Source organism: Flavobacterium sp. I3-2 (assembly GCF_013389595.1).
Lineage (GTDB): Bacteria > Bacteroidota > Bacteroidia > Flavobacteriales > Flavobacteriaceae > Flavobacterium.
The window spans coordinates 2,856,610-2,877,694 of the sequence record NZ_CP058306.1; the positions used below are offsets into that span (position 1 = coordinate 2,856,610).

Below are 21,085 nucleotides of genomic sequence, written 5' to 3' on the forward strand. Positions count from 1 at the left end.
CTGTGTGACTTATATTTAAAAATAATTAAGATTTATTCTTTAATTTCTTTTTTATCATCTTTCTTATTGTCTTTTTTATCTGTATTTTCTGATAATGTCTCTGGTTTTACAGATGATACAGGAAAAATATTTTTAGCATAAATATCTAAAATGGTTGTAATACCAGTTGGTAACGGTAATTGCCCTGCCTTAACATTTACTGTATATTTTGCATTATTACTTTTTTGATAATGTGTATCTCTAGATTTAGCATCCTCGCTAGAATAGCTAGCAGAACCTTTAACACTTACTTTAAAAGGTCCCCAGCCCATTGAAGCTTCAAAAGAACCAGATCCTTCAGAATTCTTTTTAGATGATTCAGAAGTTTTTTCTTCAGAGCTAGATTTAACTTCCATTTCAAAATTAATCTCTGCAGATTGGACTCCTAAAGAATTGATAGGAATCACAGATAACAAGGGTACTTTAATTGTAAATTCTGCATTTGGAGCAGCAACCTTTTTTGTTGACTTTGTTGCTTCATCATACTGATCAATTAATAATTGATTTCCATTTTCATCTAAAGAAGGTCGACTTAAAGATAAATTAATCATAATAGGATCATAAACAGCAATTTGTTCATTTACGGCTTCCCACGCATTATTGTTCCATTGGTAACGGACTAAATTTTTTTTAGAAATATTAAAACCAGATTCGAGGATAAACTGTGTTTGACTTTTTGCCATTTTACCATTTGCATCGGCTATAGCGTTTAATGGACCTCCTATTAAACTGTCCATTGGTAATCCTTGAAATTGCTCAGCAATATTAGCTAATTCACTCATAATTCATAATTTTAAACTTATCCTACTCATAAGGCTTTTCGGAATACGCCATGTTTTTTAGAAAACAATCTTCACGTTTTCTTCATAATCCGATTTAATTCTAATTTTAAGTATAAAAGCATTTAAATTTGATGAATTCTAAGGCGCCTTAATTATTTTGCACTTTAAACTTAAAAAAGAATAAAAAAAAATGTCTTGCCCAAGTATTAAACTTGAACAAGACAAAGTACGTTTAATCAAAAAAAAAAAGAATCAGTATAAAATACGAAATTTCAAATTCCGTATTTATACGTACTACAAATCTATTCGTGCGGATTATATATCTGATTAACTACAGCATAAACAACCAAACCAACCGTGTTTTTAGCACCAATTCTTTCTAAAATTCGCTGTCTGTGTGTTTCAACCGTGCGTTTACTTAAAAACAATTTATCTGCAATTTCTTGATTGGTAAATTCTTTACATATTAATTTTATAACTTCAGTTTCTCTTTCTGTTAAAACAGGTTCTTCATTATACCTAGATTTTTTATTTTGAAGAAAGTTAATTAAAAGTTTTTGTTCTTTTTCTGTAAAAAAAACACCTTTTTCAGCCACTTGTTTTATTGCTTCAAACAATAACTCTTTCGGAGAATTTTTTGGTAAAAAAGAAGAAACTCCAAGTTTTACCATTTGCCCTAAATAGCTTTGACGGTAGTAAGATGATAAAATGATTATTTTTATATTGGGATACATTTCTTTAACAAGCTCTACCAATTGAAAACCATTTATAGGTTCCATCTTAATATCAATTAATAAAACACTCGGAAAAACTTGGCTATCTAATTCGGTTAATTGTCGAATCACATCATCTGGTTGTGTCGTTGAAAATGCAATATTCAAAGTTGGTATTGTAGATAACAGTAAGCCCAAACCTTCTAACAAAATTAAATCATCGTCAACTAAACCAATATTTATTTTATTATGCATCTTTATTTTTAATTTTTATGATTAAGGAGGTTCCTTTGTTCGGTTTACTTTTCCATTTATGCTTTCCAAAAAGTGCTTTCACACGAAAATCTATATTCTTCATCCCCATACCTTTTTTTACCTTACTCGCATTAAAACCAATTCCATTATCACAGATTAAAACACTCAAATACGTATTGGTTTGACGTAAAAATAAGGTAACAGCTGTGGCATTTGCGTACTTAATCACATTATTTAGAAACTCTTGAATGATTCTGAATATTTGCAATTGAGTTTGAAAATCTTTTATTTCAAAATTTTCAGAAGTACAAATTTGGAAATCAATCTTATTGAAAAGAGAAATTTGTATTTCTTCTAAAAAACCAATCAATCCTAAATATTCAATTTCTACTGGATACATCTCATGCGCAAGAGTTCGGGTAGCATCGCTTAATAAAGGAAGCTGTTTTAATAAAATATCTTTACTCCTACATTCATTCATTTCAATCTGTTGCACACAAATAGACAAAATGTGAATTCGATTTCCGATGTCGTCATGAATTAAACGTCCCATTCTTTTTCTTTCATCTTCTTGAACTTGAATTATGCTATTCAATAGTTCTTTCTGATGATTAATTTCTAACTTATTTTGTTTTATTTGAGCTATAAATATTTTTTTTTGTGCTTTGAAATGAATTTTAATAAATACAAATATCAAACCAACAACAAATAAAATTATTACGACTGTGTAAGGGATTATGTATTTAAAATTCTCGTACTTCTCCATAAAAAATGTGTTGTTTTTACATAAAACATGCCACCAATCACTGCATACAAAATCCAAGTGATAAAAATTGAATCGTCTGGAATAAAAATAAAAAATTCAAGCAATAAAAATTGTATAAAACTGATTGTAAAATAAATAAGCATGATATAAAAAAGTTTTAAATCTTTTAAATCATTTAATTTATTAGCTAATATGTATAAAATAATGGTTACAAATAATAATGAATTAAATATCCTCCCTTTATTTAATATGTAATTATCTATATATAAATAACTTATAAAATCAAAGCAATTTATAACCGTGGCAGTTATTAAAGCAATTTTAAAAATTCGTTTACTGATGCCCTTTAACATAAAAAAATACATTAGTAAAATTACTTCCGTAAGATTAAATAAAGGTAACATACCAATGTTGGGAAATTTAAATTGAACTAAAATGTAATTAAATAAATCAAATAGAAAACAAAAAATTATATATAACGAAAGTGCTTTATCATGTTTATTCAATTTTTTGAAAAAATAAACATTAATAAAGCACAATATAAACGAAATAAAAGTTATAATCCCTGTAATTTTAGCAGCTATAAAATAATAATCGTTCATTTTTAAGGTTCTTCAAAGATTACATAGCTTTATTCAACAATGCAAATTCAATATCTCTTCTTCCAAATGGAGGACTCAGCCTAGCCATATCAAAAAATGAAGTAGATGATCCATCTAGATTTAATTGCTGAATTATGATATCTGGAGAAAAGCCTGTTGCTGATAATACTTTATCCTCTTCGGCTACTTTCATACCAAAATGCCCTTGCATTATTACTTCATCGTTTAAATTAAAGTCTTCACTTGGAATATCAAATACTTCAAACATTTCATTTTCTCTTATCCAACTCTTTAGATCGGTCTTCCATCGCTCTTTTCTAAGTTGAGCTTCTTCTTCAGTAATCTGCGTATTTTGTAACAACTGCTTATTTATAACTTTAAATTCTTTAATGAATTCTCCAATGGTTTCTATATGTTTATCTAAAAATTCATCCGTATCTCTATTTTTTGAAATCATATAAAAAACAAGTTCAAACGATTTATTTTGATTTTCGTCTTCAAAAATTACTAAAGCAGGATATAAATGAAACGATTCTGAATTATCTTCAGCGACTTTATAATCAATTTTAAAAGAATCTGCTTTACTTAATAAATCATTCATTAAATCCACATCTTTTTTATGTGTTTGCCAATTTTGTAAATTCGTAACAATCTCTTTCATTGTTTTGTTAGTTTCTAAATTCATTCGTATAGTTTTTAAAATTAAAAATGCAGTTCTAAAATTTTATTAATTCAGCTGATTTTATTCATTTTAACAAATCATACTGACTCTTTAAAAATTTGTCTAATTTATTAATTTTAATTTTTTTTAAATTAAAAAAACAACAATAAATAGATAATTTCACTAAATATAATTATGTAATTTCTATTTTTTTCTATTTAAACAAATTGCATATTAAAAATACATTACATTTTACTTTTAATGGTTGTCAACACTACAAAATCACATCTTACTTTTTATTTATTTTAGTTTAAATTATGTTTTGTTTCCAAATTATTAGATTTCATAATAAATCTCTGATTCTCTTTTTTAAATTCGCTATTCAATAAATAAGATTTAACCTATTAAATAATGTATTTTGTTTTGCTGCACTTGATGCTGCATCGCATTTCCTTTGCTTATGAGACCCTGACCCGAGCTTGCGAACTATACGAAGTAAAACGAGTTTAGGGTAACATTAAAAAGAACAATTACTTTTAATGTCTGGATTACGAATCTATTTAATAATTTAAACTGCTTTTTCAAAGGGTTTTGATTCTACCTTCTGACTACATTTGGTTATTATAGTACGTATTACAATTTCTTATCTTTTTTCTTCTTCTTTAAATGCACTAAAGAAGCAAAGTGCTTCGACGCAGTCTAAATACGGTCTAAAGGGTTTCGAACGCTAAATCAAAAGAACTCACTTCGTTTCAAATACAAGCCTTATGCTATATATGATTCTTTAATACAGAAAGTGAAAGGCACCGTATTCATGAGAACGAAAACAAATATTAACGCTCGAATAAACACCTTTTGATTTTACGCTTTTCTCAACTTTTAGACTCTCGTATTTATACTGTATGTCGAGTTTGCGATTCTGCGGAATATTTAATTTCATTTTCAAATCTTCAAATCAACTCATTTTCAAATTCTATTCCCGATTCCCTACTCCTTATTATACTTACTCACCTCGTTACCAGCCACCTCGTCACTCGTTACCTATTACTTGTCACTAATTACAAATTCACTTACCTTATAACTTTAGTACCTTCTAACCTAATCCTCATTTTCAAATTTAAAAATCCCAAGCTCCCTAATCTCAAAACATCCTTTCGACTATATTCGTTTAAGTTATCGATAAAAAAAATCAAATTACTTTATTAAAATAACTAAAGTTTACTTTCTTTGCTTTTAGAAAACAAAAAGCATGCATTTGATGAAAAAAATTCTTTTAGTTGAAGACGAATCTAGTGTAGTTTCATTTATTAAGAAAGGTTTACAAGAATTGGGTTATGAAATCTCAGTAGCTTTTGATGGTCAAACTGCACTTAAAATGGTTCATACGCATCATTTTGATTTGATTATTTTAGACATTATGCTTCCAGATATTAATGGTTTACAAGTCTGCAAAGAAATCAGAGAAAATAATAAAACAATTCCTATTTTATTTTTGACTGCCTTAGGATCGTCAGAAAATATTGTGATTGGTTTAGAAAGTGGCGGAGACGATTATTTAGTAAAACCTTTTAAATTTGTTGAACTTGTAGCAAGAATTAAATCGTTGATTAGAAGAACGCATCATGTGATTGGTACAAATGAAGAAGATTTAATTGACAATAAATACATTTACAAATTTGACGACTTAACTGTAAATGATTACTATAAAAAAGTAACCCGAGAGGGACTTGAAATAAATTTAACTTCGACAGAATATAAGCTTTTAATGTATTTTTTACAGAATCCTGGTAAAGTAATATCTCGAACAGAAATATTGGATGCCGTTTGGGGAGTTAATTATGATTTAGGTACAAACGTAGTTGATGTTTATGTAAACTATTTAAGAAAAAAATTAGATTTTGGAAAAGAAAAACGCATTATTCATACGGTAATTGGTATGGGATATGTTTTAAAAACAGCTCATGATTAAATTTAAATCAACACAAATAAAAACCATGTTGATGTTGACGATTGCTTCATCAACCATATTATTCATTTTTAGTTTTTTAGTTTACTTTTCTATTGTTCGGTTTTCTCACGAACGTTTTTATGAATTATTAAAAATTAGAATTGAAACGCTTATTTTATCAAACAATCAATTTCCAACAAACTTTGAAAACATTGTAAATGAAATCATTGGTAAGTCAGAACTTCCAGAAGAAAAAGACTATATATTACAGATACAAAATAAAAAACAATTAGAAAATATTGAAAAAATCATAGATGCTCCTAATCATTTTTTTAATGAAGTTTATAAAAAAGAATACGCAACTTTTAATAATGATACTTATTCTTTTGTAGCTAAACGTTTTTTATTTGATAACAAGGAATATATAGCAGTTGTTAAGGCTGAAAATGTATATGTTGTTTATTATTTAAATTATTTAGAAAAAACCTTATTGATATGCTTGTTATTAGCTTTGTTTTTTTCGGCTATATTTTCATTTTATCTATCTAAAACACTTTATAAACCAATTGGAGTTATCACTAAAAAAGTAAAGCAAATTAGCACCGAAAATTTACACTTACGATTAGCTAATGAAAATTACAACAAAGAATTAAGTGATTTGATTGATACATTTAACGATATGCTTAATCGATTAGAAACTTCTTTTGAAACACAAAATTACTTAATTGGAAATGTATCGCATGAATTAAGAACTCCACTGACTTCAATTATGGGCGAAGCAGAGGTTTCACTTGCTTTAGAAAGAGATAAAGAGAGTTATAAACAAACTTTAGGAATTGTATTAAACGAAGCCGAAAAGTTAGATAAAAAGTTAAATGCACTTTTATTAATAGCCCAAACTGGATTTAATGGTAAAATTCAAAAAATGGATTTAACTCGTACAGACCAATTGCTTTGGGATGTAATTGAAACTTTAAAACGTTTAAATAATAAAAATAATATTGTTGTTGACTTAAGTATGATACCTGATAATCCTAAAAAATTAAAGGTAAAAGGCAACGAGCAATTGCTACACTTAGCACTTTCTAATATTATTAGTAATGCTTGTAAATATTCAAATTACCAACAAGTCAAGGTTGCTTTAGGAGCTACAAATACACATGTCTATATTATTGTGAAAGATGACGGAATAGGTATACCCGAAAAGGATATGAATAAAATTTACGATCCGTTTTTTAGAGCCTCTAATACGCAAAATTATGAAGGTTATGGTATTGGTTTACCTCTTGCCAAAAACATCATTCAAATGCATAATGGTGAAGTGATTGTAAATTCTGTAGTTAAAAAAGGAACAACTGTAGAAATTAAAATTCCGACGATACAAGAATTTTAATCTCATTTTAATTTCTATAATAGCATTTTAATTTCATTTAAATAATATTCTAATTTCACGAACATAGCTTTGTCTTCATAATAAATAACACATAAAAATGAAGACAAAAAATATTTTAATTCCAACAGATTTTTCATTAGAATCTTTAAACATTGTAAAAACTCTTTTATCCGAAGCTGTATCTAAACAACTTGAAGAAACTTACCATATTGTGTTTATTACAGGTTATGATAAAGGCGATTCTATTCGTGACCTTTTATTTCAGTCTGACGCTTCGATTATTCAAAAGCTAAAAACTAACGAATTTAATGAAGCGCTAGGTATTTTAAAAAATAAATATGCCAAGTATTTTATAAGTTCAAAATTTATACTTTACAACGGATATTTTCAATCGCGTTTTAATCAAGTTATATCTTGTAATAAAATTGACGAAATTTATTTTAGTGCTACCAAACCCAAAAGTACTTTAAAAAATATTTTCTGCTTGAATAAAAATATTAAAAAATGTGAATTACCAAAATATGAAATTCAAATAGAAACGCCTATAAAATCATTTGAAAAAGAGAGACTTGCAGGTTTCTTTTCATAATATTTTAATCTTATGTTAAGAAAATTTAGTACAAGTAGAACTTTATCAGACAATATAAAATTAGGTGGTCTTACTGCATTTACTGCCGGTACTATAAATATTGCATCGTTAATAATATTTTTGAATTTCACTTCAAATATCACAGGACATTATGCCATATTATCTGCAGAAATAAGTAAGGGAAACTGGGGGCAAGTTGGCGTTGTAGCTCTTTGGATAATTTTATTTTTTCTTGGTAATTTTTTATCGAATTTAATTGTAATTAATGTAACTAAATTCAACCAATATCTTGCACATGCCTTGCCATTGGTTTTGGAAATCATATGCTTAATCTTTGTTGGTTATTATGGTAATAAATATTATAGTGGTCAACAAAATCAAACGGAATTACTTGTTGCTTTGATGCTTTTCTCAACCGGATTACAAAATGGCTTAACAGCTAGTATTTCAAATTTTGCTATTAAAACAACGCATCTTACAGGTACCACTACAGATTTAGGTATATTATTTTCGATGTTTACAATGAAAAAATATCGAAAAAACAAAGCACTTGTAAGTAGAGCCAAAGTACTTTTAGTTATAGTTATATCTTATTTATTAGGTGCTATATTTGCAGGTATTTTTTATCATTACTTTAAATTTTACATATTTTATCTCATTTCTGTTTGTTTACTAGTTGTTATAGTTTACGATTTTTATAAGATTTATGCTCGACATTTCAGTACAGAATTTAGATATCATAAAATATACAAAAGGAATGATCCAATAGTTTTGTTTCTTATTAGGTTTAAACAACAAAACAATACTACTCAAACTATATTTAAATCTTAAAAAAAAATCAACTTATTAATTTAAGTTGATTTTTTTTAAAAAATTATAAATTAAATACCATTCTTAAGATTTCAAGCCTTAGGTTATATACCGCATTTTAATCGGAATATCATTTTCAAATTAAATATTCATTTTAAGCTTTAGGCAATAGGCTGTATACCGTGTTTTTAATCAGAATATGATTTCAAATCTTTAAATTTTCAAATTCGTTTTCCGATTCTCTTTTTCCCTATTCTCTATTTCAATGAACTTGTTTTGATTGTACTAAATATTCTATTTTGTCAAACTTGACTTGGAAAGCATCGCATCTAGTTTTCAAGAGTTTGTAATGGTTTTAATAGTACGTTTTAGATTGTTACATTTTGCTTTAACTTTTGGCTTGATCCAAAAGTTACAAAAGATCAAGACTGCAAAAAGAAATTCTAAAAATGCGCGCATTTTGCTAAATCATTTGAATCTTGCTTTTTCAAAGCTTCAGTCAGCCAAATGATTCTTTACGCAAAAAGCTTCATTTTCTTAACGTATTTCTTTTCGATGTCGGGTTTGCGATTCTACTGAATATTTAATTTCATTTTCAAATTTTCAAATTATTACATTTTCAAATTGAATTCCCGATTCTCTATTTCCTTATTCCCTATTCTAATGAACGTTTTTGCTTGTACTCAATAATCTATTCTGCGGAATATTTAATTTCATTTTCAAATTAAATATTCATTTTAAGCTTTAGGCAATAGGCTGTATACCGTTTTTTTAATCAGAATATGATTTCAAATCTTTAAATTTTCAAATTCGTTTTCCGATTCTCTTTTTCCCTATTCTCTATTTCAATGAACTTGTTTTGATTGTACTAAATATTCTATTTTGTCAAACTTGACTTGGAAAGCATCGCATCTAGTTTTCAAGAGTTTGTAATGGTTTTAATAGTACGTTTTAGATTGTTACATTTTGCTTTAACTTTTGGCTTGATCCAAAAGTTACAAAAGATCAAGACTGCAAAAAGAAATTCTAAAAATGCGCGCATTTTGCTAAATCATTTGAATCTTGCTTTTTCAAAGCTTCAGTCAGCCAAATGATTCTTTACGCAAAAAGCTTCATTTTCTTAACGTATTTCTTTTCGATGTCGGGTTTGCGATTCTACTGAATATTTAATTTCATTTTCAAATTTTCAAATTATTACATTTTCAAATTGAATTCCCGATTCTCTATTTCCTTATTCCCTATTCTAATGAACGTTTTTGCTTGTACTCAATAATCTATTCTGCGGAATATTTAATTTCATTTTCAAATTAATTATACATTCTTTGGCTGTAAGCTATATGCTGTAAGCTGAATTCTAAATCGGAAAATCATTTTCAAATCTTTAAATCAACTCATTTTCAAATTCTATTCTCTTTTCCCTATTCCCTATTCCCTATTCCCTAAAAATACCCTTGTTCAATCTTAAATTTCAATTTATCAGCCAGTTTATTTAAAAAGCGAGTCGAATCAATTTTTCTACGTTTTATATCTAAGAAATCGCGGTACAATTGCGAACAAATCTCGATATTAAATATTTTCTCAAATTGTAAAGCCAATTCTTGTAAGGTACATTGTTCCACATTTACAGCCCCAGAGTAGTATAAAGCATAAACCAGTTCAATAGCATCTACCTTATGAGCCTGCCAAACCAAAGGAGAAACTTCTACTGTAGAGGTTTTGCTTGTATTTTGATTTTTAATTGCCTTTATTTTTTTGTTACAAAACGCTAACCATTTTTCATAAGCTTTCATTTTTGCAGTTAGTAAGCCATGAGAGCAAGTGCTTCGGATGTCTGAAAACAAATGATTGGGTGAATAATAATTTAACGTAGTTTCGAGACGTTTAAAAAACAAATCGTCTTTACTACAATCGTTTTGCTTTAAGTAATTATAAAAAAACGGTTCGGTTTTAAAAAAAGTATAGGCCTCTTTACTGTATTTTTTGAATACTGATATGTCATTAAAAGCAATTTGCGGAACTTCTTGATACAAACGCAGTAATAGATTTAAATAAAGATAATCAGAAATCAACTCAGGTTTATGTTTTTTAAAAAATTCAATTTCAAAATCAACCGACTCAAATTCATTATCTCTTACCAATTGGTTAAGTTTGGTAATACCCGTTTTTATTAATGTTATTTGTTTTTTTAATTTACTTTCTTGTGCTATGTCGCAAGTTTCAAATAGGGCAACATCACAAGAGCAATCTTTAATGACCTCTTGAATTTTTGACTGTAACATACACTTTAAGTTAAGGGGTAAATACTAAAACTTAATTCTCAAAATTTGATAGTTGGTCTGTGTCAAAATTTTCTTTCACCAAAACGTAAGCAAATTTCGAATAGGATTGAGCTCCTAATTTCTTTTTCTCAAAAACAGCAGAAAACCCTAAAAAAACAGTTTCAAATTCCATTTTTTGTGCAACAGTTATAGTTTTATATAAAAGTTGTCGATATAATTTTAAACGTAATTCAACATCGTCAAACAAACCAATTAAAATCGGATTATATGATTTATTGGTATGGTTGACATAACAGAATACACAACCTATAATTTTATCTGTATTGGGTAATGTAGCTACAATAAACTCCCAGTTTTGATGGGCATTCATCGCCTCGAATACCTTTTTATCGTACATAAAATTATTAATTGCCAGGTTGTTATTTTTTACTTGAGCATACAATTTATAAGCATCATCTAACTCTTCATTATTCAGGTATTTTTTACTTTTTAAATCAAAAACATCAATAAAAGGCCGTATGTCATTTTTAAAATGTCTCCTATCTTTTTTGGAAAGTAACTTAGTTATATCCGTCTCTCGGTTCCATTTAAATATACAGGTATCGGGCATCTGAATTTTGACCAAACCTTTATTAAAAAAAAGTTGTTCTTCTTTTTTATTCAAGTCAAAATCTCTAAAAAAGAACTTATTTACATCAGTAGCTTCAAAAATTTTGAGTAAATCATCCACAACTACTTCTAAAATTTTTGTATCGTTATCTTTTATATACAAATGTTTGCCTTCTGTAAATGGGCTCGCAATAGACCAAGCTTTAGCACATAAAAACAACGGATTTTCTTTTCGAATTTGTTCTACTTTATCAGAAACAAATGCTGTAGCCAAAACATCTTCTTTCCAAATTGATTCGGTAACAGCGGTTAAAGCAACACACTCATTATCTAAAAACCAACCATAATATTTAAAAGACATATAGTTTATATTCGAAGTATCGAGCGAGTTAAAGGTTTTTTCGAGCCATGTAAAACCTTGATAATCTAACGCATTTTCATTTCCCAATACTTCGTTCCATAATTCCTCTTCAATTTCAGAAATCGAATTCCAACTTTTTAAAACATATTTCGTTTCAGCATCCGTTTTATCATCAGACACTTTAATTTTAAAAGCTTTTTCGATTAAGTTTCTTGAATTATTGGTCTTATTTAAAGCTTCTTGAAAATGATGAGCAATACAAGTTATTAAATCAGTTATTTGTTCATTTGCATTGTGGTTAGAAACCGTGATTCTTAAACCAGCATTTCGCATTGGAACAGCAGGATAGATACCTGGATTTACAAAAAAACCTTCGGCATGTAAATAATTCGCTAAATTAAATGCCGTTTGGGGTAAAGCCGTCCCCAAATAAAAAACAGGTGTATGGGCAAACGAAATAATGGGTAAGTCATACTTTGTAAATAAATCATTAGCCAAAGCTATTTTATGATTTAAAGTATCTTGGAGTTTGTAAATTTCTTCAGACAAATGAATTTTTGCCGAAGCAATAGCTGCCGCTACAGCTGCAGGTTCTAATTGAGCTGAAAAGGTCAAAGGACCTCCAAAATTTTTAATTTCATTATGTTTTATTGCATCGCCACAAATTACAACCGCACCACTTGCTCCAAAGGTTTTACTTAAAGTTGCCACTATAGTAACATTTGGTGGTACCACATCAAAATGTGCTTTTACAAAGCCTGTGCCGTGAGTTCCTTTCCAGCTCATACCATGTACATCATCAAAATACAAATGCAATTCGCTATATTTTTTACATAAATTTTTCAATTCTTCGATAGGAGCACGATCACCAAACATAGAATAAATACCATCAGCCATATACCAAATTTTCTTTTTGGTTCGTCTGTATTTTATCAATAACGTTTCTAATTGTTCTAAATTATTATGCCTCACTAATTCTACCACACATCCTTTATTTTTAAGCATACTACAAGCCTGTTGCACACTCCAATGTACCTGATGGTCTAAAATTACAACCTCATCATAATCTACTAACTGGGGTATAATTCCCAAATGTGCTAACGTACTGTTTTTACAAATAATCACTTCTTGCCCAAACATTTGCTTAAGTAATGCTTCTAATTCAGCATATAAGGGATGTGAGATATATGTTTTTGACAAGGGAAATTGGGTTCCGTATTTCATAATAGCCTCAGCTCCTGCGCTTTTTAAACGTATATCTTGTTCTAACCCTAAATACCCGGTGGTTGCAAAATGCCAACATTTTTTACCTTTTATTTGTAGCGAATTTCCGTTTAAAAACGAATCTTCTGCATACAAATGTACCGTATGTTGCTCTTTAGCATTTTCAATCAAATCGCTGATGGTTTTAAATGGGTTGTTGTGATTAATTTTAGCCATAATAAAAAAATTAGAACTTTAAAATTGCAAATTAAACTAGTCTAAACCATCAACATAAGTCAAAAAAATACTTTTAATACCTTTTTTTATACCTATCTTACACGTATAAGATAAAATTTAACCAAATAATACAAAAAACATTAATATTTTTACAAAATAAACAGATTTACATCTAAATTTATAACAATATGAACAAAAATTACGAAAATAACCTAGCTCAATATGAGTTAAAACAAGGCGTATTGTATGTTCGTTTTAAAAAAGATTTAATCATCAATCATGAAATTGCACTTGCTTTAGTTGCTGACCGATTACGTTTACAATCTTTTACAAAATATAAAGCAATATGCGATGTTTCTGACATCCTAAGTATTGATAGTGAAGCCCGTAGGTATTTATCTATTTACGGTTCTAGTCTTTTAACGCAAGTCGCTCTTGTTTCGACAAATATTCCATTATATCATATGGCGCGTTTTTATATCAATATAAATAAACCCAAAGTACCTACAGCCATTTTTATGAGTATCAAAGAAGCTGAAAAATATTTAACCTTACCCCTTTAAACTATGATTGAATTTAAAATATCTAAGAAAAGATGGCATAATATGCTAGATGCCTTTATCAGCTTAGGAGCTGGAAAAGTTGGTCAAACTTTAAAAATACACCATAGAAAAGATGATTTTGAATCGCTCGAATCTATTTTTAATTTAATGAATGAAGAATTAAGTGAACGCTTATTACATCTTTCATTTATTAAACCAAACGATTTTCAGAAGCTCCACAAACATTACCTATTGTTTCTGAACAAGGACTTCATTATTAAAAATACTTGCGAATCCTTTTTAACCGATTTTGATGTAAAACTTAATCAAATTAAAGGGCTTTCTCTTTTTAATATCATTGACAAATCAAGCGCAAATTACATTGAAGAATTTTTTGCCAAACCAAATCAATCCTTATCTATTTTAAAGCCCAATATGCTATTATTTGATGATTTTTTCTTTTTTAATATCAAAATATTACAACAAGGAAATGCTGTCATTATTAATTTATACCAATTATATATCGAATCTAAAAATGCAGCATCACTAAACCAAACAAACCGTAATCATTCCAAACTAAAACAACGCAAGCGTTACGAAATCATCATCGAAGAAATTAAAATGTATATCGATTCGTACCCTCTCAATCAAAAATTATCCCTTAAACAACTCAGTTTAGATTTTGGTATCAATTCCTATAAACTAAAAATAATGTTTAAAGAACAATATCAATGCAATGTTTACGAATATTTCATTTCAATACGAATGAAACATGCTTTAATCTTAATTGAAACGGGTACTTTGGCATTTAAAGAGATCGCTTATATGGTGGGTTATAACGACTATTCGTCATTTGTGAAATTTTTTAAAAGACATTATCACCTTCTTCCCAATCAAGTTCGTTTAAAAGCACAAGAAGTGGTTAATTAAAATTAAAAAAAATACCTATCATACTTTTTTTTATACCCAAAATACATTTTTTTAAAATTTACAATAAGCAACTTTACAAAACCCAAAATGTAAAGCCATGCGTAATTTTAAACAAATTAGTAATCTTGTTTGTATCTACTTCTTTATTATACTTTTTGTATATGCAGCAGTTAGTAAGCTTATTGACTTTGAAAACTTTCAAGTTCAAATTGCACAATCTCCTTTATTAAGCGCCTTTGCCACACCAATTGCATACGGTGTTGTGTTTGGTGAACTTATTATAGCCCTAATGCTTTGCTTTACCAAAAGCAGAACTTTAGGGCTTTATTTATTTCTAGGTTTCATGACTGCCTTTACCGTTTACATCTACCTCATCTTAAATTACAGTCCGTTTGTACCCTGCTCTTGTGGTGGTGTACTTGAAAAAATGGGATGGACGGAACACTTATGGTTCAATCTAGGGGTTTGTGTGGTTGCTGTTTGGGGAATTGTTTGGGGAATGAGGGAATGAGGGAATGAGGGAATGAGTAAATATAACATATAAATAGAAGAACATGAAACAAAAAATAATCTATATCGTTTTAACCATAACCCTAGCAACAACCTTGGTGCTGATTCTCTTTTTCACATCAGAACATTTGATGAAAAAAGAAAATCCGTTTGTTCGACGGTTTATGCCGCATCACATTGATAAAGCAGAGTATTTAGATTTGGGAGTCAATTCATATTATATAGCTGGATTAACCCAAGATACCATTTATTTAGGAAATTATACCGCTCCTTTATTAATCACTGCCATTTCTAAGGATTTAAAAACAAAAGTAGAACATCAAATAAAGCTCGATGAAACCGAACGTTCTTTCCGTAGTTTATTAGTTCGTGTACAAAATGATACTTTTTTTGTAAGCGACGGAAGCATCCCCATCATCTACAAAGGAAATACAAGCAACTGGTATGCTCATAAATTTATGACCGAAACCATCTACTTTTCACTATTACAACCTCTAACAGAAAATACCTTTTTATTTAGGAGTCAGCGTGCTAGTAACGGCGAACATGTTTTAGGTAAGCTATTAGTCACTGATACCGTAACTTTTGAACTTTATGAAAATGCTTTACAAAAACAAATCGATGGTGTTTTTGATACCGACGGACAATTGGTTACCGACCAAAAAACACAGCAAGGCATTTATACCTACACGTATCGAAATCAATATTTAGTATATCATTCACAATCTAACACATTTACTCAAGGCAAAACCATTGACACCACTACCCTAGCCAAAATTAAAGTTTCCCAATTAGCTAATGGCGATCGTAAAATGAGTGCTCCACCGCATAAAGTGAATGCCAAAACCTACGCGTACAATGGTAAACTATACATAAAATCGGAATTATTAGGTAAGAATGAACCCAAAAGTATGTGGAATCAAGCCAGTATTATTGATGTCTACGATTACAACAAAAACGAATACTTGTATAGCTTTTATGCTTACGACCACCAAAAAGATAAAATCAAAGAATTTGTATTGAATGATTCCTATTTCTTTGGGTTGGTTGGGAATGAGTTGGTTAAATATGAATTGGGAATGGGGAAATAGGGAAATGGGGAAATAGGGAAATGGGGAAATGGGGAAATGGGAATGATTTGGGGAAATGGGAATGATTTGGGGAAATGGGAATGATTTGGGGAATGATTCGGGGAATGGGGAAATGGGGAAATGGGAATGGGGAAATGGGGAAAGAGGGAATGAGAGAATAAATTTAAAATAATATTATTATGATGCATACAGATTTACAAGTTTATCAAAAGTCGTTAGATTTTGTTATATCCATTTATCAAATAACGGCTGATTTTCCTAGTGAAGAGAAATACGGACTTACCAGCCAATTACGAAGAGCAGCTGTTTCTATTCCTACCAATATAGCTGAGGGGGTTTCTAAAAACTCAACTAAAGAATATATCCGATTTCTTTACATTTCACTAGGCTCAATTTCTGAAATAGAATGCCTGTTAGAAATTTCGAATCGATTAACCTATTGTACCTCTACTTCTATTTTGACTCAGAATCTAACCCTTATAAAAAAAATGCTGATAAAGCTTATTGCTTCGTTGAGGAAGAGAGAATGATTGGGGAAAGAGGGAATGATTGGGGAAAGAGGGAATGATTGGGGAAAGAGGGAATGATTGGGGAAAGGGGGAATTGGGGAAAGGGGAAAGAGGGAAAGGGGAATTGGGGAAAGGGGAAAGAGGGAAAAAAGGGAATTCCCTACTCCCTACTCCCTACTCCCAATTCCCTACTCCCAATTCCCTACTCCCAACTCCCTATTCACTAAATAAAATCTATTGGCCAATAGCAGGGATTAACGGTTGAAAACCTGTATAAAAGAGTAAACCAACTAAATAATTAATATTATGAAAACAAATTTTAAAAAAGCCTTGATACCATTCGGTGTAATAGTACTAGGCGTAGTAGGTGCTTTTGCATCAAATGCAGCAAAACAGCTTGAGAAATCTGATGAAGCTGCTATGTTCGGATATCACTATGATGCTACACAGCCTCCAGGACAAGAATGTCAATTAGAGTGGGTTGATTGTAATCCAGATAGTGGAGATATCTGTACTATTTCGGGAGTCACTTATTATAGAAGTCCTATTAAAGATGGTTTACAGTGTAGTTTTACACTTTTTAAAAATTAATTTAAAATGGGCTGCGATTGCAGCCCTATTTTTTATAGATATTTACATTTTTGATAATTCTGTAATAAACCAATTTGGAATGCTATCAGAAACAATCTCTATTTCACCATTTTTAACTTGAGTAAATAAATACATATCTTGAGTAGAATTATCAAATATGTATGCTTTATCAACCAATTTTAAAGCTGGAATTAAATTGTTTAGTGTATTGTAATAGCGTCTGACTACATCTTCTTTAGCTACAGGATGTCCACCTTTATCAACTCTATTTTCGATTCTAGAAATATTAATTGAAGGATCTTCAATACAGACAAAATACAAATATGTTCTATATCCTTTTGAATTAGCTTCTATTAACTCGTTTAACTTTGAAGAATGACTCATTACGGTCTCAAAAGAAAAAGATTTTCCTTTATCTAATAACTGTTTGCGTATAAATGAGGTGATAAAAGCAGCTTCGTAACTATGTGTATCTTTTGATTTATCTATTAAAACATTATCCTTCAAATTAACATCAATAGATTTTCCTTTACTAGATGCCTTTTGAATCAAAGTTATTGAGGCTGGTTCTTTTTTAAATAATTCAAAATCTTCAGTAGTGACTTTTAAACCATATCTTTCAAGATCAATAAAGCCTTTTTCAGAAATTTCTTTTTCAATTAAATCAGAATTAATAAAATCACCTACATTAAATTTGGATGCAATCGTTTCAAATAATGTAGATTTTCCTGAACCATTAGGTCCCGCAAAAACACGTAATCGTTTTACTTTAGACATAATTTGGCACCTTTTTTAAGATCTTGTGGAAGTGCTAATTTTTCTATTTTTTTTATTATACGTATTTCACCATTTGCATTGCGTTCTACTATCTGATTTCCTTGAACATATTGGACTGATAAATCTAATGCTTTAGAAACAATCATAGCTTTTTTAGACGCTTTTTTAGCCAAACGACTTAATAATTCAACGTTTTCTAATTTTAATACATCTGTTTCTTTATCCATAAGACACCTAATTATATGTGAGTTATACAAATATAAAGAAAAGTGCTCATTTATCAACCCCAATTTAAGTTAATATTTTACAACCAACACTATTAATATCGTTTTAATTGTATAAACTAATCTAACCATTTCGGTTTTTCTTTATCTTTCAAATAATAATCAAACCACTGTTTGACTTTCAAGCTTACATCTTTTTGATTTTTCTCTTTATGAATGTAATGGTCTTCATTTTCATAAATTAATAAAGTCACCTCTTTATTTAATTTTTTTAAAGCGTTAAACATCAATAAACTTTGTTGCCAATTCACTACATAATCTTTATTTCCAGTTATTAATAACAAAGGTGTTTCAACATTTTGAGCATGAAAAAGTGGTGAATTTTTAATATACATTTCTTTATCTTGATAGAAGTTTTTGCCTAAACGAAACTGATGGTTCTCATATCTCCACAAATTGGGTTGTAACGAATATTGGCTATAATTAAAATACTCTGAGATTATTTCAGCAACACCTGCACTTGTAATCGCTGCTTTAAAACGATTGGTGTGTGTAATTATAAAATTGGTTTCATAACCCCCAAAAGAATGACCGTACATTCCCATTTTTGAAGTATCTAACGGATATTTCTCTGCAAAATAATCGATAACTTCGTTTACGCTATTCAATGCAGAATTACCGGTTTCTCCAACTTTATAATAAATATCTGGTTCCAAAACAAAATAATCATCTGCTATAAAAGTTCTAAAATTTATTTTTGCAACAGATAACATCTCTGGTGAAAAATAAGTGTTTTGAAGATGATATTTTTTATCATAAACAAATACTATTACTGGATATTTTTTCGATGATTTAGGATTATAATTTTTGGGAAATCGTAAAATACCACCAGCAAATTCACCATTTTCTTTTTTCCAAAATTCGTATTTTGATAAAACCTCTTCAACTTCAGTATCAAAACTATTACTATCATAAATTAAAGATTCCTTACGTTTGTGAATATCGTATACATACATTTTTGGTGTACTGTTCGGTTTCTCTTTTATATAAATAATGAAATTTTTTGACCTTTTAATTTGTGTAAACGCAGCTTGATCTTCGGTTAAATCAATTAACTTTTCTTTGTCTGTAAAAAAAGAAATCCCTTGTTTCGTATTCATTAAAGTGGAATAATGTAAAATCAAATCTTTATAATTATTTGTATTTAGTGGAATTGCAGACCAAATCCAATTTTCTGAAAATAAATTATAATTAGCACTGGCTATTTGATATGATCTACCTTTATTATCACCATTTGTTTTTTTTTCTATTTCTTTCGTTTTGAAATCAAAATACCAAATGTCTTTTTCAGAAGTAAAAAAAAGTCCTCTTTCATTCCATTCTAAAGGAAAACTAATCGGATTGTTTGTGATTTCATTGGTGTAAGTGACATATTTACTATAAAAATCATCTTTTAAGCTTGCTGTAATTGCAACTTTTTTGTTTAGTGATTCATCATAATAATACCAATTATTTTTCCAAAAAAAGATTAAAGGATGAAAGGACTTGTAACTAAAAATGTTTTTACTTAAAGTATTAATATCATTAATTTTTATTTTAGATTTTTTATAAGAATCATATTTATAAATAGATACTGCAGAATCTAAAAAAGATAAACTATCGTTACCAAACATATCAAAACCATAAATTTGGTTTTGTTCATCGATTTTAAAAATCAGATTGAAACTAATGTCTGCTAAAGACATCCAATTACCCGTTTTCAAATTTATTAAGGCGATTTGATTGGTGGCATTTTTTTGATGATCTACATTTGGTGTATATCCTTTTTGAGAGCCTCTCCAAATTTGAACATCTGCATCTTGTTCTGAACGTTTTTTCTGTAAAGGTTTTACTCCAACTACCAATTCATCATTAGGTAACAATCGTAAATCATTAAACAAGGTATCAATGACTGTTTTTTCGACTTCATTTACTATAGGATATTTACCTATTTTTTTTAAATCGTTCTTTTGAACTTCATAAACAAACATATCATCAACCGAATTGGTAATCAAATAAAATACGCTATTTAATTCATTAAAAACAACTTTTTTTATGGGGTCTTCTACCTTATCAAGATTTGGAAATACCTCTTTTTTATTTGTTTTTAAATCTAAGAGTACAGATGAATTGTTTTCATCAATCATTACAAGTTTACTTTCGTTGGGACTTAAACTAAAAAATTTAACTTTATCAAATGAAGTAGTTTTAAATGTTTTAAGATCTAAAATCGACAGCATATTGGTTTTTAACTCCATATAAACCAACCTATCTAGATTCTTTAAAATATCAAGCTTTCCAATATTTTGCAACACTTTTATTTGCTGCGTTTTAAAATCAATGAAATGCAGTTCTTTATTTTTAAAATCATAAATAGCCCCCAGATAATCATTTATATAAAATTTTTTGGAACCTATTTCCAATTTATATTCTTTTACGGTAGCTAAATCTTTTATTATAAAATGACTCTTATTTGCTACAGTGAGATTGTAAGCAATGATATTGCCTGAATCACTTACAAATTCTGTCGTAATCATTTCTGATTTATTTGATGTTTCTTGGCCCATCATAGACCAAGAAAGCATCAAAAACATATAGATTACTATTTGTTTTAAAAATCTCATA

At 29.0% G+C, this 21,085-nt stretch carries 19 protein-coding genes; 10 read left to right on the forward strand and 9 right to left on the reverse strand.

The annotated features are described in order from the left end of the window. Positions 1-32: 32 nt before the first annotated feature. The 4 genes from HW119_RS13695 to HW119_RS13710 form a co-directional block, all read right to left on the reverse strand. Positions 33-821, reverse strand: coding sequence for a DUF2589 domain-containing protein (locus HW119_RS13695; protein ID WP_218620369.1), 789 nt, complete (start codon positions 819-821; stop codon positions 33-35). 302 nt (positions 822-1,123) lie between these two features. Next, the gene (locus tag HW119_RS13700) at positions 1,124-1,789 is read right to left on the reverse strand and encodes a response regulator transcription factor (protein ID WP_177765298.1); all 666 of its coding nucleotides are present in this window, start codon (positions 1,787-1,789) and stop codon (positions 1,124-1,126) included. Beyond that, complete coding sequence (locus HW119_RS13705) at positions 1,782-2,555, reverse strand: sensor histidine kinase (RefSeq protein WP_177765300.1); 774 nt, start codon at positions 2,553-2,555, stop codon at positions 1,782-1,784. Before HW119_RS13705 ends, HW119_RS13700 begins: the two co-directional genes overlap by 8 nt. A 621-nt stretch (positions 2,556-3,176) precedes the next feature. After that, positions 3,177-3,842: a hypothetical protein gene (locus HW119_RS13710; protein ID WP_177765302.1), complete on the reverse strand. Its 666-nt coding sequence runs from the start codon at positions 3,840-3,842 to the stop codon at positions 3,177-3,179. Positions 3,843-5,076: 1,234 nt separating this feature from the next. Between HW119_RS13710 and HW119_RS13715 the strand changes: the two genes are divergently transcribed. From HW119_RS13715 to HW119_RS13730, 4 genes are all read left to right on the forward strand, one after another. Continuing rightward, positions 5,077-5,787 carry a response regulator transcription factor gene (locus HW119_RS13715; protein ID WP_177765304.1) on the forward strand — a complete coding sequence of 237 codons (711 nt, stop codon included), beginning with the start codon at positions 5,077-5,079 and terminating at the stop codon, positions 5,785-5,787. Continuing rightward, entirely contained in the window at positions 5,780-7,159 is a 1,380-nt protein-coding gene (locus tag HW119_RS13720; protein WP_177765307.1) for a sensor histidine kinase, read from the forward strand. Before HW119_RS13715 ends, HW119_RS13720 begins: the two co-directional genes overlap by 8 nt. A 97-nt stretch (positions 7,160-7,256) precedes the next feature. Further along, on the forward strand, positions 7,257-7,748 hold the full coding sequence (locus HW119_RS13725; protein ID WP_177765309.1) for a hypothetical protein: 492 nt from the start codon (positions 7,257-7,259) through the stop codon (positions 7,746-7,748). 12 nt (positions 7,749-7,760) lie between these two features. Beyond that, a complete protein-coding gene (locus HW119_RS13730; RefSeq protein WP_177765311.1) occupies positions 7,761-8,579 on the forward strand; it encodes a YoaK family protein in 819 nt (272 codons plus the stop codon). Between the two features lie 1,418 nt (positions 8,580-9,997). Here HW119_RS13730 and HW119_RS13735 read toward each other — a convergent pair. Both HW119_RS13735 and HW119_RS13740 read right to left on the reverse strand, forming a co-directional pair. Next, on the reverse strand, positions 9,998-10,837 hold the full coding sequence (locus HW119_RS13735) for an RteC domain-containing protein (protein ID WP_177765313.1): 840 nt from the start codon (positions 10,835-10,837) through the stop codon (positions 9,998-10,000). 31 nt (positions 10,838-10,868) lie between these two features. Next, complete coding sequence (locus tag HW119_RS13740) at positions 10,869-13,247, reverse strand: aminotransferase class I/II-fold pyridoxal phosphate-dependent enzyme (protein ID WP_177765315.1); 2,379 nt, start codon at positions 13,245-13,247, stop codon at positions 10,869-10,871. 188 nt (positions 13,248-13,435) lie between these two features. Between HW119_RS13740 and HW119_RS13745 the strand changes: the two genes are divergently transcribed. The 6 genes from HW119_RS13745 to HW119_RS13770 all read left to right on the forward strand — a co-directional run bounded on the left by HW119_RS13745 (position 13,436) and on the right by HW119_RS13770 (position 17,420). After that, a complete protein-coding gene (locus tag HW119_RS13745; protein WP_177765317.1) occupies positions 13,436-13,810 on the forward strand; it encodes a hypothetical protein in 375 nt (124 codons plus the stop codon). A 3-nt stretch (positions 13,811-13,813) separates the two neighbouring features. After that, positions 13,814-14,719: a helix-turn-helix domain-containing protein gene (locus tag HW119_RS13750; RefSeq protein ID WP_177765318.1), complete on the forward strand. Its 906-nt coding sequence runs from the start codon at positions 13,814-13,816 to the stop codon at positions 14,717-14,719. Positions 14,720-14,816: 97 nt separating this feature from the next. After that, a complete protein-coding gene (locus tag HW119_RS13755) occupies positions 14,817-15,230 on the forward strand; it encodes a MauE/DoxX family redox-associated membrane protein (protein WP_177765319.1) in 414 nt (137 codons plus the stop codon). A gap of 43 nt (positions 15,231-15,273) precedes the next feature. Beyond that, positions 15,274-16,320 (forward strand): hypothetical protein, encoded by a 1,047-nt coding sequence (locus HW119_RS13760; protein WP_177760573.1) that lies wholly within the window; start codon positions 15,274-15,276, stop codon positions 16,318-16,320. A gap of 179 nt (positions 16,321-16,499) precedes the next feature. Beyond that, a complete protein-coding gene (locus tag HW119_RS13765) occupies positions 16,500-16,850 on the forward strand; it encodes a four helix bundle protein (RefSeq protein WP_177765322.1) in 351 nt (116 codons plus the stop codon). 285 nt (positions 16,851-17,135) lie between these two features. Beyond that, positions 17,136-17,420 (forward strand): DUF6520 family protein, encoded by a 285-nt coding sequence (locus HW119_RS13770; protein WP_255497923.1) that lies wholly within the window; start codon positions 17,136-17,138, stop codon positions 17,418-17,420. 42 nt (positions 17,421-17,462) lie between these two features. Here HW119_RS13770 and HW119_RS13775 read toward each other — a convergent pair whose 3' ends face one another. The 3 genes from HW119_RS13775 to HW119_RS13785 all read right to left on the reverse strand — a co-directional run bounded on the left by HW119_RS13775 (position 17,463) and on the right by HW119_RS13785 (position 21,084). After that, the gene (locus HW119_RS13775; protein ID WP_177765326.1) at positions 17,463-18,197 is read right to left on the reverse strand and encodes a hypothetical protein; all 735 of its coding nucleotides are present in this window, start codon (positions 18,195-18,197) and stop codon (positions 17,463-17,465) included. After that, positions 18,185-18,424, reverse strand: coding sequence for a hypothetical protein (locus HW119_RS13780; RefSeq protein ID WP_177765328.1), 240 nt, complete (start codon positions 18,422-18,424; stop codon positions 18,185-18,187). Before HW119_RS13780 ends, HW119_RS13775 begins: the two co-directional genes overlap by 13 nt. A gap of 116 nt (positions 18,425-18,540) precedes the next feature. Beyond that, entirely contained in the window at positions 18,541-21,084 is a 2,544-nt protein-coding gene (locus HW119_RS13785) for an alpha/beta hydrolase family protein (RefSeq protein ID WP_177765330.1), read from the reverse strand. Position 21,085 lies beyond the last annotated feature (1 nt).